The 16,673-nt window shown below is 66.8% G+C and carries 18 protein-coding genes; 2 read left to right on the forward strand and 16 right to left on the reverse strand.

What is annotated here, in order from left to right; genetic code table 11:
* Positions 1–465, reverse strand: a complete 465-nt coding sequence (locus ACQY78_RS19090) for an SRPBCC family protein (protein WP_428677638.1) — start codon at positions 463–465, stop codon at positions 1–3.
* An 88-nt stretch (positions 466–553) separates the two neighbouring features.
* Here ACQY78_RS19090 and ACQY78_RS19095 point away from each other — a divergent pair, with 88 nt between their 5' ends.
* On the forward strand, positions 554–745 hold the full coding sequence (locus ACQY78_RS19095) for a hypothetical protein (RefSeq protein WP_428677640.1): 192 nt from the start codon (positions 554–556) through the stop codon (positions 743–745).
* Here the strand turns inward: ACQY78_RS19095 and ACQY78_RS19100 are convergent.
* The 15 genes from ACQY78_RS19100 to ACQY78_RS19170 form a co-directional block, all read right to left on the reverse strand.
* Positions 742–1,140 carry a globin family protein gene (locus ACQY78_RS19100; protein WP_428677642.1) on the reverse strand — a complete coding sequence of 133 codons (399 nt, stop codon included), beginning with the start codon at positions 1,138–1,140 and terminating at the stop codon, positions 742–744. The genes ACQY78_RS19095 and ACQY78_RS19100 overlap by 4 nt on opposite strands.
* Positions 1,141–1,156: 16 nt before the next feature.
* Positions 1,157–2,002, reverse strand: coding sequence for an ABC transporter permease (locus ACQY78_RS19105; RefSeq protein ID WP_428677644.1), 846 nt, complete (start codon positions 2,000–2,002; stop codon positions 1,157–1,159).
* The gene (locus tag ACQY78_RS19110) at positions 1,999–2,751 is read right to left on the reverse strand and encodes an ABC transporter permease (RefSeq protein ID WP_428677646.1); all 753 of its coding nucleotides are present in this window, start codon (positions 2,749–2,751) and stop codon (positions 1,999–2,001) included. The genes ACQY78_RS19105 and ACQY78_RS19110 overlap by 4 nt, the downstream gene beginning before the upstream one ends.
* Before the next feature lie 22 nt (positions 2,752–2,773).
* Positions 2,774–3,643 carry an ABC transporter ATP-binding protein gene (locus ACQY78_RS19115; protein ID WP_428677647.1) on the reverse strand — a complete coding sequence of 290 codons (870 nt, stop codon included), beginning with the start codon at positions 3,641–3,643 and terminating at the stop codon, positions 2,774–2,776.
* 5 nt (positions 3,644–3,648) lie between these two features.
* Entirely contained in the window at positions 3,649–4,749 is a 1,101-nt protein-coding gene (locus tag ACQY78_RS19120; RefSeq protein WP_428677649.1) for an ABC transporter substrate-binding protein, read from the reverse strand.
* A gap of 21 nt (positions 4,750–4,770) precedes the next feature.
* The gene (locus ACQY78_RS19125) at positions 4,771–5,964 is read right to left on the reverse strand and encodes a Rieske 2Fe-2S domain-containing protein (RefSeq protein ID WP_428677651.1); all 1,194 of its coding nucleotides are present in this window, start codon (positions 5,962–5,964) and stop codon (positions 4,771–4,773) included.
* A gap of 14 nt (positions 5,965–5,978) precedes the next feature.
* Positions 5,979–7,211, reverse strand: coding sequence for an aromatic ring-hydroxylating oxygenase subunit alpha (locus ACQY78_RS19130; protein ID WP_428677653.1), 1,233 nt, complete (start codon positions 7,209–7,211; stop codon positions 5,979–5,981).
* 354 nt (positions 7,212–7,565) lie between these two features.
* Positions 7,566–8,303: a GntR family transcriptional regulator gene (locus ACQY78_RS19135; RefSeq protein ID WP_428677655.1), complete on the reverse strand. Its 738-nt coding sequence runs from the start codon at positions 8,301–8,303 to the stop codon at positions 7,566–7,568.
* Between the two features lie 142 nt (positions 8,304–8,445).
* Positions 8,446–9,411 (reverse strand): aldo/keto reductase, encoded by a 966-nt coding sequence (locus ACQY78_RS19140; protein WP_428677657.1) that lies wholly within the window; start codon positions 9,409–9,411, stop codon positions 8,446–8,448.
* A gap of 51 nt (positions 9,412–9,462) precedes the next feature.
* Positions 9,463–10,500, reverse strand: a complete 1,038-nt coding sequence (locus ACQY78_RS19145) for a PIN domain-containing protein (protein WP_428677659.1) — start codon at positions 10,498–10,500, stop codon at positions 9,463–9,465.
* Between the two features lie 47 nt (positions 10,501–10,547).
* Positions 10,548–11,261, reverse strand: a complete 714-nt coding sequence (locus tag ACQY78_RS19150; RefSeq protein WP_428677661.1) for an MBL fold metallo-hydrolase — start codon at positions 11,259–11,261, stop codon at positions 10,548–10,550.
* A 300-nt stretch (positions 11,262–11,561) separates the two neighbouring features.
* Positions 11,562–12,545: a WD40/YVTN/BNR-like repeat-containing protein gene (locus ACQY78_RS19155; protein ID WP_428677663.1), complete on the reverse strand. Its 984-nt coding sequence runs from the start codon at positions 12,543–12,545 to the stop codon at positions 11,562–11,564.
* A gap of 213 nt (positions 12,546–12,758) precedes the next feature.
* Positions 12,759–13,523 carry a hypothetical protein gene (locus ACQY78_RS19160; protein ID WP_428677665.1) on the reverse strand — a complete coding sequence of 255 codons (765 nt, stop codon included), beginning with the start codon at positions 13,521–13,523 and terminating at the stop codon, positions 12,759–12,761.
* Positions 13,520–14,422, reverse strand: coding sequence for an alpha/beta fold hydrolase (locus ACQY78_RS19165; protein WP_428677667.1), 903 nt, complete (start codon positions 14,420–14,422; stop codon positions 13,520–13,522). Before ACQY78_RS19165 ends, ACQY78_RS19160 begins: the two co-directional genes overlap by 4 nt.
* A complete protein-coding gene (locus ACQY78_RS19170) occupies positions 14,419–15,474 on the reverse strand; it encodes a serine hydrolase domain-containing protein (protein ID WP_428677668.1) in 1,056 nt (351 codons plus the stop codon). Before ACQY78_RS19170 ends, ACQY78_RS19165 begins: the two co-directional genes overlap by 4 nt.
* A 51-nt stretch (positions 15,475–15,525) precedes the next feature.
* On the opposite strand from ACQY78_RS19170, the gene pyrC reads away from it, so the two are divergent.
* Positions 15,526–16,596 (forward strand): dihydroorotase, encoded by a 1,071-nt coding sequence (pyrC, locus tag ACQY78_RS19175; protein ID WP_428677670.1) that lies wholly within the window; start codon positions 15,526–15,528, stop codon positions 16,594–16,596.
* Positions 16,597–16,673: the final 77 nt, after the last annotated feature.

Raw genomic sequence — 16,673 nt, forward strand, 5'->3', positions numbered from 1 at the left:
TCACCCCGGAATCTCCGGCTGCACCAGCTGCGCCAGCAGGGTCAGCGATTCCTGCCAGCCGAGATAGCAGGCCTCGGTCGGAATGACGGCGGGGATGCCCTCCTGCACGATCTCGATCTCGGTGCCGACCATCACCTTGCGCAGGGTGATCGTGGTCTGCATCTCGCCGGGCAGGTTGGGATCGTCGAACGTGTCGGTGTGGCGGATGCGCTGGTTGGGCACCAGCTCGACGAAGGTGCCGCCGAAGGAATGGCTGTTGCCCGACGAGAAGTTGGTGAAGGTCATGCGGTAGCCGCCGCCCTCGCGCGCGTCCATTTCATGGACGTGGCCGGTGAAGCCGTGCGGCGGCAGCCACTTGGCCAGGGCGTGGGCGTCGAGGAAGGCGCGGTAGATGCGCTCGGGCGGGGCGGTCAGCACGCGGTGCAGGCGGACGGTTCCGGTCTCGGTCGTGGACTCGGTCGACATGGGGTCTGCTCCTCCTTGGGCGCGCAGTCTCCCCCGGGCGGCGACCGCCTTCAAAATAGGTTCACTATTGGCTGGCATTAGTTCCGTCGTGCCGACCAAGCAAATCGACGTCTTCCTGCGCGACGAATATCTCCGCTCCTATTCGATCGTGCTCGGTTTCGTGAACGCCCCGATCTTCGACCAGGATTACGTCGATCGCGCCCGCACCCAGATGCAGGCCGACGGCTGGTCGGCGGAGGAAGTCCGGCAGGCCCGCTTCGTGGTGCGCGAGGACGACTAGGCCGAGGTCATGACGCCCGCGAGCGCGGTGTAGGTTTCGGTCCAGGCTTCCTTCACGTCGGGCGTGAAGTCTGGGCCGAGGCCCTGTTCCAGGGTCCACAGCAGCGCCGCGCCGACCGGCGCATAGTGCGCGGCGGTCACGCCATAGCCCTTGTGGCGCTCGCCCAGCGCCTTCACGGCCGGCAGGATCTCGTCGAGCTTGTGCAGGTTGGTGACGGCGGTGCCCAGCATCGACATGAGCTTCACCTTCTGCTCCTTCATGTCCGCCGGGAACATCGGCCGCACCTCGGGCGCGATCTCGAACAGGCGGCCATAGAACAGGTCGGCAGCGGCGCCGGCGATCGGCACGACCTTCTTGAAGCTCGTCTGGACCAGTTCGATCTGGTGCGGTGTCATCAGCGGAGTCCCCCGTTCAGGTAAAACCTTCGGTTGCAAAAGGTGCGCCATACCAGCGTTGCGCCAGGAATTCGGCCAGGACGACGGCGCCGTAGACGGAGAGGCCGACGAGGCAGAGCAATCCAAGGGCTGCAAAAGTGAGGGCGCTGTCGGCGTTCGAGGCGGCGAACATGATGATGTAGCCCAGCCCCTGCTGGCCGGTTACGAACTCGCCCACGATCGTGCCGATCAGGGCCATGGTCATGCCCATCTTCAGCCCGGCGAACAGCGAGGGGATGGCGAAGGGCACGCGCACGGAGACGAAGGTGCGCCAGCGACTGGCGGTCAGCGCGGCGCAGAGGCGCAGCGCCTCGGGCCGAGTGCGTGCCAGTCCGCCCGCGGTCGCGGCGGCGATCGGGAAGAAAGCGAGGAACAGCGCGAAGACCAGGCGCGATTCGCCGCCGACGCCGAACCAGATGACGAACAGCGGCGCCAGCGCGATCTTCGGCACGATCTGGAACAGCACGAGATGCGGGAACAGGGCCTGTTCGAGACGGCGCGACAAAGTGAGCACCGCACCCAGCGCCACGCCGATCACGGCGGCGAGGGCGAAGCCCATCACCGCCTCGCGCGCCGTCGACAGGAGCTGCGGCAACAGCAGCGGCATGCTGCTGCCCAGAATCGCGCCGATGTCGGACGGCGAGGAGAGCAGCGAGCGCATCTGCGGGAAGCGCTGGACGCCGCCCTGCCAGGCGCCGAGCAGGATCGCGAGCAACAGCAGCGGCAGCACGATCGGCCGCAGCTTCGACCAGCGCAGCCATTGCCGCCACGCGCGGGACGGTGCGTCGAGGGTCGCGTCGTCGGCGAAGGGCAGCGCCGTCATCCGCGGTACCAGCGGATCGCCAGCTTCTCGAGGCCGGCCACGAGCCCGTAGAGCGCAAGGCCCAGTCCGCAGAGCACACCAATGGCCGCGAAGGCGCCGGCCGTCTGCGAGCGCGCGCCGGCCGCGAGGATGGCGAAGCCCAGCCCTTCCCGGGCGCTGATGAACTCGGCAATGACCACACCGGTGACGGCCATGGTCGAGCTGATGCGCACGCCGCTGAAGAAGTGCGGCAGCGCAAAGGGCACGCGCACCGACCAGAAGGTCCGCCACGGCGAGGCGCCGAGCGAGCGGCAGAGCCGCAGCGCGCTCTGGTCGGTGTGTTGCAGGCCGACCGACGTCGAGATCAGCACCGGGAAGAAACTCAGGAGTGCGGCGAAGACGATGCGCGCCTCGTGGTCGATGCCGAGGAAGATCACGAACAGCGGCGCCAGTGCCACTTTCGGGATGAGCTGCAGGGTCACGATGAAGGGATAGAGAATCTCGCGCAGGATCTTCGAGCTGCTGATCGCGGCCGCGCCGGCGAAGCCCGCGATCACCGCCAGCAGGAACGCGGCCAGCGCCTCGCGGCCCGTCACCACGGCCTGGTGAAGCAGCGACGGCAGGGTGCGGAAGAGGTTCTCGAGGATGTCGGTCGGCGCGGGCAGGATCAGTTCGCGGATGCCGCCCACGCGCACCGTGACCTGCCACGCCACCGCGATCGCAATCGCGCTGGCCAGGGGCAGGACGATCGAGAGCGTGCGGTCGTTCATCGAACGCTCATGCCTCGCCGCCTCATGCCTCGCCCCCATGACGGCCGGGCTGCAGCACCGGCCCGTCGCCCGGCCGGCGGTCGCGCCGCGTGCCGCCATGCTCGATCATGCCGCGCAGTTCGCTGCAGAGGCGCGCGAACTCGGGCGTCTCGGTGACCGAGATGTCGCGCGGCCGGCCGAACGGGACGCGGATGTCGGCCACGACCGTCGCCGGCCGTCGCGTCATCACCAGCACCCGGTCGGCCAGCAGCACGGCCTCGCGGATCGAATGGGTGACGAAGAGCGCGGTCTTGCCGTACTCGCGCCAGATGTCGAGCAGCGCCTCGTTCATCTCGTCGCGCGTGATGGCGTCGAGGGCGCTGAACGGCTCGTCCATCAGCAATATGTCGGGATCGTTCAGCAGCGCGCGGCAGATCGCGACCCGCTGGCGCATGCCGCCGCTCAGCTCGTGCGGCCGCTTGTTCTCGAAGCCGTGCAGGCCGACCATGTCGACCAGCCGCTGCGCGCGGTCGCGATACTCCGCGTCGGGCTTTCCCAGGATGTGCGCCGGGAACATCACGTTCTGCAGCACCGTCTTCCACGGCAGCAGGGTCGGATCCTGGAACATGATGCCGATGCTGGTGCGCGGCCCGGTCATCGGGCTGCCGGCGACCTCGATGGTGCCGCCGGTCACCGATTCGAGCCCGCCGCACATCATCAGCAGGGTGCTCTTGCCGCAGCCGCTCGGTCCCAGGATCGCGATGAACTCGCCCTTGGCCACGTCGAAACTGACGTCGCTCAGCGCCTCGACCGACTTGTCGCCCGAGGCATAGACCTTGCGCGCCTGGCGGACCTGGATGAATCCGGAGTCCGTGCCGGCGGCCGCGGCGAAGGGCAGGGCGAGCGTGTCCATCAGCCTCAGCTCAGGACGGCCTTGAACTCCGTCACCGCCGACTCGGCCTTCGCCCACTCGGCATCGCTGAGCTTCAGCTTGCCCGTGAAGCGGTTGGTCAGGATCGCGTCGAGCTCGGGCTTCTTGTCCTTGGGATCCGTCGCGATGTTCTGCATCACGAGGTCGATCATCGTGGCGTAGTCCTTGGGATCGCCGTAGCCCAGGCCGTTGGTGCGGGCCGGCGCATACATCGCCTGGTACATCCAGATGCCGAGGCCGACCCACAGGCGTTCCTTGGCCTGCTGGACCATGGCCATCTCGGGCACTTCCTTGAAGAAGATGTCCTGCGCGGCCTGCGGATCGAGCAGGGTGAACTTCATCGCCTCGACGAGGCCGTCGACCATCGCCTCGCACTGGCCGGGGTCCTTCGCGAGGCGCGCCGGCTGGGTCATGAGGCAGTTGTGATAGAGCGGCAGATCGTACTTGCTGTAGAGCATGAAGCGCGGCTTCTGGCCGGCGGCGTAGAGGATCGGCGCCATGCTGATGGCGAAGCCCGATAGCGCGTCGACCTTCTTGTCGAGCAGCAGGCGCTCGCGCACCTTGGGATCGACCAGCACCGGCTTGATCTTCGATTCATCGACGCCGGCGCGCTTCAGGAAGATCGGCCGGAACGGATAGTCGCCCGAGGTCACCACCGAGGCGATCGTCTTGCCCTCGAGATCCTTGGGCGTGCGGATGGGCGAATCCTCCAGCACCGCGATGCACATGGTGGCGTCGTAGCCGGTGGTCGCGAGCTGCACGAGCGGCAGGCCCTTGGCCGCGATCTCGATGCCCGAGGTCGCGACCGACATGCCGAAGTCGAACTTGCCCGCCCCGATTGCCTCGGCGGCGGGCGTCGAGCCGAAGCCGCGCGACACGGTGACGTTGAGCCCGTTCTTGGCCCAGAAGCCCTTGGACCTGGCGACGTAGGCGATCAGGTTGCTGCCTTCGGCCAGCCACGGCAGCGTGAAGGTGAGATCGGTCGCGGCCCTGGCCACGAACGGCGTGGCGAGGCCGGAGGCGAGGGCGGCCGCGCCGGCGGTGGCCTTGAGCGCGGTGCGGCGGGTGAGGGTCGGTCGGCTGGACATGGATCGGTCTCCTCGTTCTGGCTATTCGGCGGCGGCGCGATGAGCGGCGTCCTGGCCCGTTTCCCGGGCGGACGGCGGGCGCCGTGCATGGTCCGCCACGAAGCGGCGCCAGGCCGAGACACCGGCATCGGTGCGCGACAGGGTCTCGCGCTGGGTCTTCACCTTCTCCAGCACGCGCTTGTCCTGGTCGGAGAACAGCCAGTCGTGGGTCCACGACAGCCAGAAGATCCATTGCAGCTTCTGCAGCATCGTCGACACCGCGCCCTGCCGGCGGTAGCGGCTGAACGTGTAGAAGAGCGTCGTCTTCTCATCGATCGGCACGACCCAGCGGCACATGAAATAGTTGCCGCTCGGCCGGCCGATCAGGGTGATGCCGGGCAGCAGCGAACTCTGGCGGTGCAGGTAGCCGTACTTCACGACGGCCGGCGACTTGGTCGGATCGATGTCCTTGCCGCGGCCGGTCGGCTTGAGGCGCCGGTACCAGCTCTCGCGGGCCGGCGGGAACTGGCCCAGCCCCGGATAGTCAGCCTTGTTGATGCCGCCGCGCGCCTTGTAGCCGATGCCGCGGCCGTCGGCGGTCGGCTCGGCGGCGAGCTGCACGGCGTGCGGGAAGACCGGCTGCAGTATCAGCTCGGGCGCGTTCCTGTGCAGGAACGGCGCGTGCAGGTCGTGGCAGAGATTGTCCTTCAGGACGCGCCAGTTGCAGTGATAGGTGCGCCACGTCGAGAAGCCGTGCCATTCGGCGTCCTTTGCCAGGCACTCGGGCTGGTCGTCGGACAGGGGGACGGCTTCCATGTCGCCGACGAACAGCCAGATGACGCCGAGATGCTCCTTCACCGGATAGGTCTTCACGCCGGTGCCGGGCGCGATGACGGCCTCGGGCCCTTCCATCAGCTTGGCGACGCAGTTCCCGCTTTCGCCGGAGAAGGTCCAGCCGTGATAGGGGCAGGTCAGCGTGCCGCTGCCGGGATACATGCAGCTTCCCTGGCTGAGCTGGGCGCCGCGGTGCGGGCAGCGATCCTGCAGCGCGTGGATCTTGCCGGCATCGCGGAACAGCACGATGTCCTCGTTCAGAATCTTCACCGCCCTGGGTTTCTTGCCCAGACGCCAGCCGGCCAGCACCGGGTACCAGTAGTTACGCAGGCCGGTCTCCGGCACGCCGGTCCGGGCGTAGACGTCGGGGCTCGTGATCGGTGTCGACATCGGAGCATTCATCGAAACCTCCGCGCTCAGGGGGACGGGACGGCGGCGCGATAGGCGCGCAGCAGCCAGGCATTGAACTGGATCAGCGTCGTCTCGAGGGGCACGTAGTGCGCATCGGGCGGCGTGAAGCGCGATTTCTTGCCGGCCTGGATGCCGAGATTGACCGGGATGTCCTGCAGCCAGATCTTCTTGGCGCCCTCGCGCACCGTGGCGGCGCGGTCGGCGAAGTCGTTGCGCTCGCGCGTCGAGCGCGGCAGCAGCCAGCCGCCGGCCGTCACGCGGTCGTTGGAGGCCAGCGTCGCTTCGGCGCCGACCGGCGTGATGAGCTGATAGGCGACGGCGCCGGGCGCGAAGATGAGCGTCATGCTGGGCGGGATCAGCACGAAGGTGAGCCGCTTGCGCTGCTCGGGCGACAGCGTCTCGATCGCCGGGAAGGCGGCCTCGGGACCCCAGCCGGCATTGGTCATGCCGCCATCGGCCTGCATCAGCGGCACGATGCGCACGATCGCATTGTCGACGCCGCTCATCGGCGTGAACACGACGCCGCCCTCGTCATGGACGCTGGGCGCGAAGTCGTGCGTGCCGCGATGCACGAACTCGGGGTGATAGGCGTCGGTGAAATTCTCGGCGTGGACCTTCCAGTTCCACGGCAGCGGCGTGTCGCCGGGCGTCGGCGGGACGGCCACGAGGTCGGCGTCCTCGTAGTTGGCCCAGAACGGCTCGACCTTGGCGAGGCTGGGCGCCAGCGGCGCGGCGTCGGGATCGAGATTGACGAACAGGAAGCCGTGCCAGTTCTCCAGCCGGACCTCCGGCAGCTTGGCGCTCTTGCGCAGGCATTCGAGGTCGTCGCGGCTCTCGAGATAGGGCGCGCCCATGAAGTTGCCGTGCAGGTCGAAGGTCCAGTAGTGCAACGGACAGCGGAAGGCCTTGCCGGTCGAGCCGGCCTCGCTCGCGATGACGAGGCCGCGATGCCGGCAGATCGCGCTCATCGCGCCGATCGTCCCGTCGGCCCGGCGCACGACCAGCAAAGGCTCGATGCCGATGGTCGGCGCCAGGAAGTCGCCGGTGTTCGGGATCTGCTCCTCGCGGCCGACGCACACCCAGGAGCGCGGGAAGACGACCGTGCGCTCGAACTCGAAGAACTCGGGCGAGGTGTAGCACTCGCGCGGCAGCATCGGCGCGGCGGCTTCGTGCGCGCCCGGATCGGGCAGCGCTTCGAGGATCTTGCGAATGGTGGGGGAGAGTTCCGAATACTGCATCTGCATCCTCGATGGGGCGTCGCAACGGCGTCTCATCCTCAGAGGTGCAGAAGCTGTGCCAGCGCGGATAAGCGCTGATTCCACGGGATTGCAGGCGATTCGCTCCCCGGGAGCGGCGGCAGAATCTATAGATTCTTCGCAAGCTGGGCAGGTGGCGCGGGAACGGGGCAGTCCATGGATCCGCACTCATCCACCCACCTCGTCGTGGTGCGTGTAGCCCATGCTTCGAGACGGCTGTGGAGTTTACCCCGAGGTACTCGAGGGGCAGCCTCCTCAGCATGAGGTCGGGGGTGGGGCGGACAATCACACCTCATCCTGAGGAGCGACCCGCAGGGTCGCGTCTCGAAGGATGGGCTACAGGCGTGGCGCTCGTGCCTTAGTGTCGAAGCTGATGTTCTCCTCGATCAGCCGGTTCGACTCGACGAGGTGGCGCTGGAGCAGCGCCTTGCAGCTCTCGCGATCGCGCCGGTGGGCGGCCTTGCTGATCTCGAAGTGATCGTCGCTGATGCCGCCCATGTAGGACTTGGTCGGCAGCGCGATGCGGCGATAGCGGTGGATGCGGTCGTGGATCTGGCTGCAGAGGCGCATCAGCGTCGGCGAGGCGCAGGCCCCCAGCAGCGTCATGTGCAGCTCGCGGTGCGCCTCCTCCCACTCGGCGGTGATCGGCGTGTCCTCGCCGACCCGCGCCTTGATATGGATGAACGCTGCGTGCGCCACCTTCATGCGCCGGTCCCAGTCGGCATCGGCGCGATCGAAGGCGAGATCGAGCGCCATCAGCTCGACCCGCAGGCGTATGTCGCAGACGTCGCGAAGGTCCTCGCGCGAGACCGGCGCCACGCGAAAGCCCTTCTGGCTTTCCATGACGACCAGCCCGTCGCCCGCGAGCTGGCCCAGCGCGTCGCGCAGCGGCGTGATGCCGATGCCGTATTGCCGGGCCAGGTGATGCAGCGCGAGCTTGGAGCCGGGGGCGAGGTCGGTGCTGAGGATGTCGGCGCGCAGACGCAACAGCATCGCCTCGCCGAGGGAATGCGCGTCCCCGACGCCACGGTCCGATCCGGCCGGCACGTCGCGATGCCCGATCATCCAACCCATGCCCACACTCCGCAGAGGATGAAGCAAGAGTCACGCCACGCGCTGCATTGGGGACCCACATCACCTCATCCTGAGGAGGGCGCGCAGCGCCCGTCTCGAAGGATGGGCTACAGACGGGGTGAGGCCGCTGTTGGAAAGGGCGCTACGCCTTGACCGGCCCCGGCAAATCCAGCCCGACGCCGCTCAGGTGCCCGAAGGTCCGGTGCAGCCGCTCGATCACCGGGGCCGGCAGAGGCGGCCGCAGGATCGACTCGATGTTGGCCTTCACATGCGCCTTGTTGCCGGTGCCGAACAGGATGACGTCGGCGCCCTGCTCGTGGCGCGCATAGCGATAGGCCGCATCGGTGATGCTCGCCGCGCCGCCCTCGGCGACGAGGAAGCCGAGCGGGTCGCCGTCCGCGCTCCCCTGGGACAGCACCGAAGGGTCGAGCAGCCCGTCGTCGACCAGCTTGCCGAACACGGCGCGGCGGTAGGCGTCGTTGCTGAAGATGTTGCGCACGACGAACATCAGCAGCGTGCCGATGCCGCGCCGCACGGTCACCGGGAACACCTTGGTGCGCGCGCCCTGGTTCACCAGGCTGTAGGCCAGCATGATGACCTCCCACGGCGCCTCCAGGGCGGCGCGCGTGAGCATCGCCTGCTCCGGGTCGCGCGGCCCCGTCTCGGTGAGGCCGACATGGCGCACCTTGCCCTGCTCCTTGAGCCGCAGCAGCGCGGGCGCCAGCACGTCGCGATGATGCTCGTAGGCGGCGGGGCCGACCGCGTGGAAATGGAAGATGTCGACATGGTCGAGCCCGAGCCGCTTCAGCGACGCCTCGACCTTCTGCGTCACCGTCTCCGCCGTGTCCTCGGTCTTGAACAGCGCCTTGGTCGAGATCACGAGCTTGTCGCGGTCATAGGCTTTCACCGCTGCGCCCACGATCTCCTCGGTCCCGTAGACCTCGGCCGTGTCGAGGAAGTTGACCCCCAGATCGATCGCCGCCCGCGCGACCCCCACGCACTCGTCGAAACTCGCCCCGCGCCCCAGCCCGAGCCGGCTGTTGCCGCCGCAGCCGAGCCCGGCAACGGAGACGGTGAGGCCGGTGGTTCCGAGGGGGTGGTAATCCAATACGTGCTCCTGTCAGCGCGGGGCGATAGGTCGAGAGGAAGGCATCGATAGTCAGGGATAAAAGTCCTCAATCATCTCATCAAGGTTGATGGTCTCCTCTTCAACTGTGACGGACTCGATGTCGAAGAGAGACCCAGAATATCGGAGTTGCACTTCAGCTGTGCAACGCTCGGCGACATCGAGAGTAGACCTAGAGAATTCGTGGCTGCCCAACGCGCTAACGTCCGTAATCTCCAAATCAAGAGTAAGCACTGCCTCGAATTCAAGGGCACATGTATAGAAAGGCTGCTTGGCATCGATCACGTTAATCGTATCTATCTTTTCAATTCGTGCCGTGATCACTCTTCCTTCAGCAGAGATTGGACTGGGTGCATAGTATTTTGACGCAGCAGAGGTCTCTGCGTATCGACCAATCAACTCCTGTTCCAGAAGATGCTCTAATTGATTGCTAACTCTAATGCGTTCGACGATTGCTCGGTGCGTTTCTTCTGAAACACTAGCATGAGTAAGTAGCTCCGCTACGCTGTCTAGTTTGTGCAGCTCTTGAGCAGTGGCGCAGATCCCGTCGAAGTCCTTGTCTCCAGACACGACATAGGCAGAACATTTTTTGTCAGCGCACCAATGCCGAAGAGATGCCGCAACTATCGCGTCCGGAAATTCACTTTGCTTTTTGTCTGAGAACGGTGGGCGTCGACTGAAGTAATCGTCAACTATCGACTCAAGGTTGGCCTTTAGCGGCACTGTCATGGCACGCGTCGCAATTCGAAACCTATCGAAAGCCGCCTCGGAACTTCTTATCGCGTCCTGCGCAGGTGCTGGCGTTCCTGGTTGCATGCCCGCCTGAGTCAGGATGTGATGATCTTTCTTGGCGGTCTCCAATGCTGCGCGGACGCGCGCCTCCAAGTGTCTGAGGACCTCGCGACGAGTCACATCGGTTATCAAAACACGAACTAGGCCCGCTCTGCCGTATTCGGCGAGTTTTCCTAAGTGCCCCTTGGTAAAATCAAATCGACAGCGGATGTAGGCTTCCGTGTCCAGAAATGCGAACTCCGTGAGGAGGTGTTGCTGCGGTATCACTTCGGTTTTCACGTCGGCAGATTGCAAGGATGAAAAGACGCTTCCGGGCGCAGTAGGCACTATTTATTATACTTTGAGTAGTGCTCAGCCAACCCCTCCAATGCCGCCGCCCCATCGCCCTTGAACGTCGGCCCGTGCATCAGCGCGATCGTCGTCGGCTTCAGCGCCGCCAGCCTTCGTAGCGTCGGCTCCGCCATCGGCGTCGGCGGCATGAACGGCAGGCGCTCGGCGACCGCGATGGCGGGGGCGACGATGTCGCTTTCGGTGGTGGGATCGGCGGGGCCGGTCTGGGTGAAGAGGTCGCTGCTGAACAGCGTGCCGGTCGTCTCCTCGTAGATCAGGCCGGCGTCCCAGTTGTGCGGCACGTGCGGCGTGTCGAGCCAGCGCACCCGCTTGCCGCCGAGGTCGAGCACCTCGTTGTCCTTGAGCGCGCGCGGCGGGCGGTCGGCCATGTCGGCCAGCCAGATGTTGCAGCCGAGCTGGCCGTGCGCCGGCTGGGCGTTGGGCGCGGCGGCGAGCCACTGATTGAGCGCGCCGCTTTCGTCGCCCTCGACATGGGAGCAGGTCGTCCAGCGCAGCTTGGCGAGCGGGATCACGGTCTTCACCGCCTCGACGATCAGCGGGAAGAGGCTGCGCTGGCCGTAGTGGAAGAGCAGCGGCTCGTCGGCGTCGATCAGGAACTGGTTGAAGGTGAAGCCGGTCGGTCCGACGGCGTTCACGAAGGTCGAGAGGCGGTAGATGCTCGGCGCGATCTCGGCGACGGTGGTTTTCATCGCGGGCTCCTGTGGCGGGTCGTTGGAAAGCTGAGATCTGGCGAATAATCGAAACAAACGAAATAAACGAAACAGTCGAAATGGGAGTCGCACCCCCTACTTGATAACCGTTCGCGAAACAATATTGCGCGCCGGGGCCTCTAAAAACACCTTACCCTGAGGAGCGAACGCAGTGAGCGTCTCGAAGGGTGGGAACGAGCACTGCGTTTGTTGCCCATCCTTCGAGACGCGCCGCTCCGCGGCGCTCCTCAGGATGAGGGGGGCGGTGGGCTCGGGCGTGGTGCGTCTGCGTCTGGGTATTCAGGGTAGCGGCTGCCAGATCGTGCTGCGGACCTCGCCGAACTCGCGCGGGAGCTTGGTCCAGGTCTCGCCGCCGTCGGTCGAGCGGAAGAGCTGGCCGAGGTTGGAGCAGACGAAGATCAGCTTCGGGTTCGAGGGATGCGTCGCCACCGTCCACGGCGTCGAGTTGAGCTCGCCGGGCAGGTTGGCGTCCTGCCAGTGCGCGCCATGGTCGGTGCTGCGCAGCAGCCGGCCGGTCGAGCCCGGCGGGCCGTTGCCGTTGGTCAGGAACACCGTCGCGTCGCCGTCGGCGCGGGGCACGATGGTGCGGGTGTACTGCCAGGGCGAGTCGAGTTCCTGGAAGGCGAAGGTCTCGCCATTGTCGCGGCTGAGGTTCAGGCCGCGGTTGGTCGTGGCATAGACCAGCTTCGATCCGTTGCGGATCCCCTCTTGTCTGATGATCGCGAGGCCATGGATGTCCTCGGAGTTGATGCCCTGGCCCACCTTCTTCCAGGTGCGGCCGCGATCGGTCGAACGGTGCACGCCGTCGATCTCGACGCCGGCCCACAGCGTGTCCTTGTCGACCGGATCGAAGATGATCTGCGTCACGCGGGGCTTGCCCACGAAGATGCAGGCGTCGGCGAACGAGCCCTGCGCGGGCGTGAAGCTCTTGCCGCCGTCGGTCGAGACGAAGATGGCCGCGGGCTGGGTGCCGACCACGATTGTGTCGGGATCGTCCGGCGCCTGCGCCATCGCCCAGATGTCGTAACCGTCCAGCACCGAGGGCAGGTGCGTCCATTTCTGGTCGCCCTCGTTCCAGCGATAGAGGCCGGAGTCGGTGCCGGCCAGCACTTCGCCCGGCCGCTTCGGGTGCGCCGACAGCGCCCAGACGCGGGCCTCGAGATAGAGGCCGGATTCGATATAGGGCCGGATCCAGGTCTCGCCGTCGTCGCGGCTGAACCACACCGACATGCCGGCGGTGCCGACGCAGAGCAGGTTGGGCATTCGTTTCCTCCGTTCGGGCGCCCTCTTTTGGGTGGGGCTGCCGCATTGATTAAGGGTCCCTCGCTGCGCTCGGGATGACAACGGGTGTCGGGATCGGCGCACTGCGTCGATCCGAACAAAATTGTCATCCCGAGCGTAAGCGAGGGACCTTTCCCGATCATTGAAGGCCGATGCGCGCGCGCAGGCAACCCGTTCCGCGCCCGACATCCCCGTTCAGGGGTTGCGGCCCGGCGGGAACTGGATGTTGAAGCCGGCGAAGATCTGGAAGCTCGGCTGCCCGGGGCCGCTCTGCACCACCGAGTATTGCGGCTCGAGATACATGTTGAGCACGTTGCCGTCGTCGAGGCGCCGGACCCGGCCGAGGCCGAGCCCGACCGGCACGACCGCGCGCTGGCGGCCGAAATCGATCGCCGTGATGCCGCTTGAGCGCAGGTAGAAGCCGTCGGTGAGATTGTAGAACAGGAAGGGCTGGATGGTGAGCGAGCGCGCGCTGCCGTCGAAGGCCTGCTGGTAGGCGACCAGCGCGGCAAGGAGGCCCCAGTCGTAGGGGGCGCTCACGACGGCCTGCGCGCCGGCCTGCCACTTGCGCTCGCCCAGCGCCGGGCTGGTGGCGGTGGGCAGGATCAGGAGCGGCCCGATTCCCAGCTTGGCATTGGCGAACTGGAAGAGCGGCACGTCGAACAGCGTGAGGTCGCCCAGGCCGCTCTCGGTGCCGGCCGGTCCCCAGACCGTCGTGCCGGTGGCCAGCGACGCGCGCAGGAGCTGCGGCCAGCCGAACGTGTCGTGCGGCAGGATCCCGCGCAGGAAGGGCTGGTCGGCGCCGCTGCCCGGCCGGCCGCTCATCACCGGCTGCAGGTAGTTCTGCACCTGGATGGCCGGAATGTCGGTCAGCGGATTGTTGGCGACGTTCTGCTGCGCCGCGGCCGGAGCCACGACCAGAGCCAGCAGGACGGCGGCGGCCGATCGGGCGTTCGTCACTTCGCGAGGACGCGGAGCAGGACCTCGTTGAAAGCCTCGGCCGCTTCATAGGCCACCCAGTGGCCGGCGCCGGGAATGACGTTCATCTCGAAGTCGGGCTGCAGCGCGCGGAAGAGATCGATGCGCTCCTGGATGTGCGGATAGGTCGTCGAATCGAACTCGCCCCAGATGCCGGTGAGCGGCGTCTTCACCCGCGGCAGCACTTCGCTGAGCTTGAAGGCCTGGCCCATGATGCGGCTGCGCGTCTTGGCCCGCGTCGTGTTGAGGATCTGCATGTGGATCGCCACGCCGTCGACCTTCTTAGGGTCGTGCAGCATCAGGATCTCGAGATTGCGCCGCGCCTCGGCCGCCAGCGTCCTGGGCGGCATCTCGGCCAAAAGCTTGTGCAGCTTCGGGCCGGGCTTGCGCGTGGCCTTGAGGCCGCCGGCGCCGACCAGCGCGATGCGGGTCAGCCGGTCCTCGAACAGAGTGGCGATGTGGCCGGAGACCATGCCGCCGAAGGAGAAGCCCGCGATGGCGAACGGCTGGTGCCGGGGCAGCAGCGCCTCCATCGCGTGCTGCACGCAGTGCGTCACCGACCAGATGTCGTCCACGTCGTCGGGCGGGTCGCTGTCGCCCAGCCCCGGCAGGTCGGCGGCGTAGACGGTGAAATGCGCGCTGAGCGGCAGCACGTTGCGGATCCAGTGGATCCACGAGCCCGAGCCGCCGTGGAACAGCAGCAGGATCGGCTTACGCGAGTCGGCGCCGAACACGCGCCACATCATCGTGCCTGTGCCGCCGACGCTTCGGGGGCCCATGGGCACGCGGACCGCCTGCGAGAAGGCGGCGACGGCATCGATATGTTCGGCGGCGGTGCGGCCGTCCGGCAATGTCGGGACGGCGGAGAAATCGAGGCTCATGCTTTGATCGCACCCAAGAGACGTTCGACGAATTCCGGCGCCTTCTTGCGGTCGATCCAGCGCAGCACCGTGACGAGGTCGTTCTCGGGATCGATCCAGACGATGTGGCTGCCCCAGCCCAGCGCGAAGAAGCTGCTCTCGGAGGCGGCGGCGAACTGCCTGCGGCCGGTGTTGAGCCACCACATCAACCCGTAGAAGGGCGCGACGGGGCAGGGCTTCACCAGCTCACTTGTCCAGCCCTCGGGCAGGATCCGCTTGCCGTCCCAGACGCCGCCCTGCGCGACGAGCCGTCCCATCAGCGAGAGGTCGCGCGCCGAGATGACGATGCCGCCGCCCCAGTGGCCGCCGCCCGGCACCGACAGCATCTGCTTGCCGTCGATCGTGTCGTGGGAGTTGCGATAGCCGTCCCACGTCCAGCCCTGCGAGCCGCCGATCGGATCCATGATGCGGCGCTTCAGCACCTGCGGCAGCGGCTCGCGGAAGACCTGCAGCAGCGAGCGCGACAGCCTGTTCACGCGCACGTCGTTGTATTCGTAGAACGTCCCCGGCTTCTTCATCGCGCGGCGCGTGCCCTTGGGCGCATCGGCGACGGCGACGCCGACCACGCGATTATGGTCGATGCGGTCTTCCTTGCCGAAGACGGTGCCCTCCCATTCGCTGGTCTGGGTCAGCAGGTGGCGCCAGGTGATGTCGCGGTTCTGCTCGCTGGTGAATCCGTCATCGAGCGCATAGTCGGCGACCTTGTCGTCGAGGCTTTTGATCAGCCCATCGCCCAGCGCCAGGCCCGCGAGCAGGGCCAGGTAGCTCTTGGCGACGCTGAAGGTCATGTCGGCGCGGTCGGCGTCGCCCCATTCGGCGATCTTGTGGCCGCCGCGATAGATCAGGCCCGCCGGCCCGCCGCGCGGCGTGACCGGCCCCAGCACCTCGTTGTCCGGGGCCTTCTCGCCCGAATCGTAGGTCATCACGAACTGCCCGTCGGGCATGTACATGCTGGCGGGCCAGTTGGACTGGGCGGCCAGGGCGAAGGCGACGGCGTCATTCAGGTCGTTCATGCACGCAATCAACATTGGAGCCCGTCCGGGAGCAAGCGTAGAAAGCGCATCATGGCCTCTGCACATCCGACTCCCACATCTGCGAACCCCGCTTCCATCACGATCCGCCGTCCCGACGACTGGCACGTCCACCTGCGCGACGGCGCGATGCTGGCGGCCTGCGCCGTGCACACCGCCCGCCAGTTCGGCCGCGCCATCATCATGCCGAACCTGGTGCCACCGGTGACGAAGGTCGCCGAGGCCAGCGCCTATCGCGAGCGCATCCGCGCCGCGGTGCCGGCGGCGCTGAACTTCGAGCCGCTGATGACCTGCTACCTGACCGACGGCGCCGACCCGGCCGAGCTCGCGCGCGGCAAGGAAGAGGGCGTCTGGGTCGCGGCCAAGCTCTACCCGGCGCATGCCACGACCAACTCGGCGCACGGCGTGACCTCGATGGACCAGGTCGCGAAAGGGCTGGAGGCCATGGAGAAGGCCGGCATGCCGCTGCTGGTCCATGGCGAAGTGACCGATCCCGAGGTCGACATCTTCGACCGCGAGGCGGTGTTTCTGGACAAGGTGCTGGCGCCGCTGCTGAAGCGCCACGAGGGCCTCAAGATCGTGCTGGAGCACATCACGACCCGCGAGGGCGTGGCCTTCGTCGAGGCCAATCCCGGCCGGATGGGCGGCACGATCACGCCGCATCACCTCAGCTACAACCGCAATGCGATCTTCAAGGGCGGCATCCGTCCGCACTTCTATTGCCTGCCGATCGCCAAGCGCGAGGAGCATCGTCTCGCTCTGCGACGGGCGGCGACTTCAGGCGGTACGCAGTTCTTCCTCGGCACCGACACCGCGCCGCACACGACCGACACCAAGGAATGCGCCTGCGGCTGCGCGGGTGTGTTCAACGCGCCGGTGGCGATGCAGGTCTACACCCAGGTCTTCGCCGAAGAGGGCGCGCTCGCCCATCTCGAAGGCTTCGCCTCCCTGAACGGCCCGCGCTTCTACGGCCTGCCGGCGAACGAGGAGACCGTGACCCTGCACGCCAGGCCGCTGGACATCCCCGACCGCGTAGCGGTTCCCGGCGGCGGCAAGGACATCACCGTCTTCCGCCCCGACACGCCGGTGGATTGGAGCTTTTGATTCAAGGGTCCCTCACTTCGTTCGGGATGACAGCTTTTCTTGCATCGGCGTACTGCGCTAGTTCGAACAATATTGTC

The sequence above is a fragment of the Reyranella sp. genome (assembly GCF_965279625.1).
GTDB lineage: Bacteria > Pseudomonadota > Alphaproteobacteria > Reyranellales > Reyranellaceae > Reyranella.

Bases quoted from the DNA above. Each gene is read 5' to 3' on its own strand.
- ACQY78_RS19125 (WP_428677651.1), bottom strand. From the start codon at position 5,964: ATGAATGCTCCGATGTCGACACCGATCACGAGCCCCGACGTCTACGCC.
- ACQY78_RS19110 (WP_428677646.1), bottom strand. From the start codon at position 2,751: ATGAACGACCGCACGCTCTCGATCGTCCTGCCCCTGGCCAGCGCGATT.
- pyrC (WP_428677670.1), top strand. From the start codon at position 15,526: ATGGCCTCTGCACATCCGACTCCCACATCTGCGAACCCCGCTTCCATC.
- ACQY78_RS19115 (WP_428677647.1), bottom strand. From the start codon at position 3,643: ATGGACACGCTCGCCCTGCCCTTCGCCGCGGCCGCCGGCACGGACTCC.
- ACQY78_RS19165 (WP_428677667.1), bottom strand. From the start codon at position 14,422: ATGAGCCTCGATTTCTCCGCCGTCCCGACATTGCCGGACGGCCGCACC.
- ACQY78_RS19100 (WP_428677642.1), bottom strand. From the start codon at position 1,140: ATGACACCGCACCAGATCGAACTGGTCCAGACGAGCTTCAAGAAGGTC.
- ACQY78_RS19170 (WP_428677668.1), bottom strand. From the start codon at position 15,474: ATGAACGACCTGAATGACGCCGTCGCCTTCGCCCTGGCCGCCCAGTCC.
- ACQY78_RS19130 (WP_428677653.1), bottom strand. From the start codon at position 7,211: ATGCAGTATTCGGAACTCTCCCCCACCATTCGCAAGATCCTCGAAGCG.
- ACQY78_RS19120 (WP_428677649.1), bottom strand. From the start codon at position 4,749: ATGTCCAGCCGACCGACCCTCACCCGCCGCACCGCGCTCAAGGCCACC.
- ACQY78_RS19135 (WP_428677655.1), bottom strand. From the start codon at position 8,303: ATGGGTTGGATGATCGGGCATCGCGACGTGCCGGCCGGATCGGACCGT.
- ACQY78_RS19105 (WP_428677644.1), bottom strand. From the start codon at position 2,002: ATGACGGCGCTGCCCTTCGCCGACGACGCGACCCTCGACGCACCGTCC.
- ACQY78_RS19150 (WP_428677661.1), bottom strand. From the start codon at position 11,261: ATGAAAACCACCGTCGCCGAGATCGCGCCGAGCATCTACCGCCTCTCG.
- ACQY78_RS19155 (WP_428677663.1), bottom strand. From the start codon at position 12,545: ATGCCCAACCTGCTCTGCGTCGGCACCGCCGGCATGTCGGTGTGGTTC.
- ACQY78_RS19090 (WP_428677638.1), bottom strand. From the start codon at position 465: ATGTCGACCGAGTCCACGACCGAGACCGGAACCGTCCGCCTGCACCGC.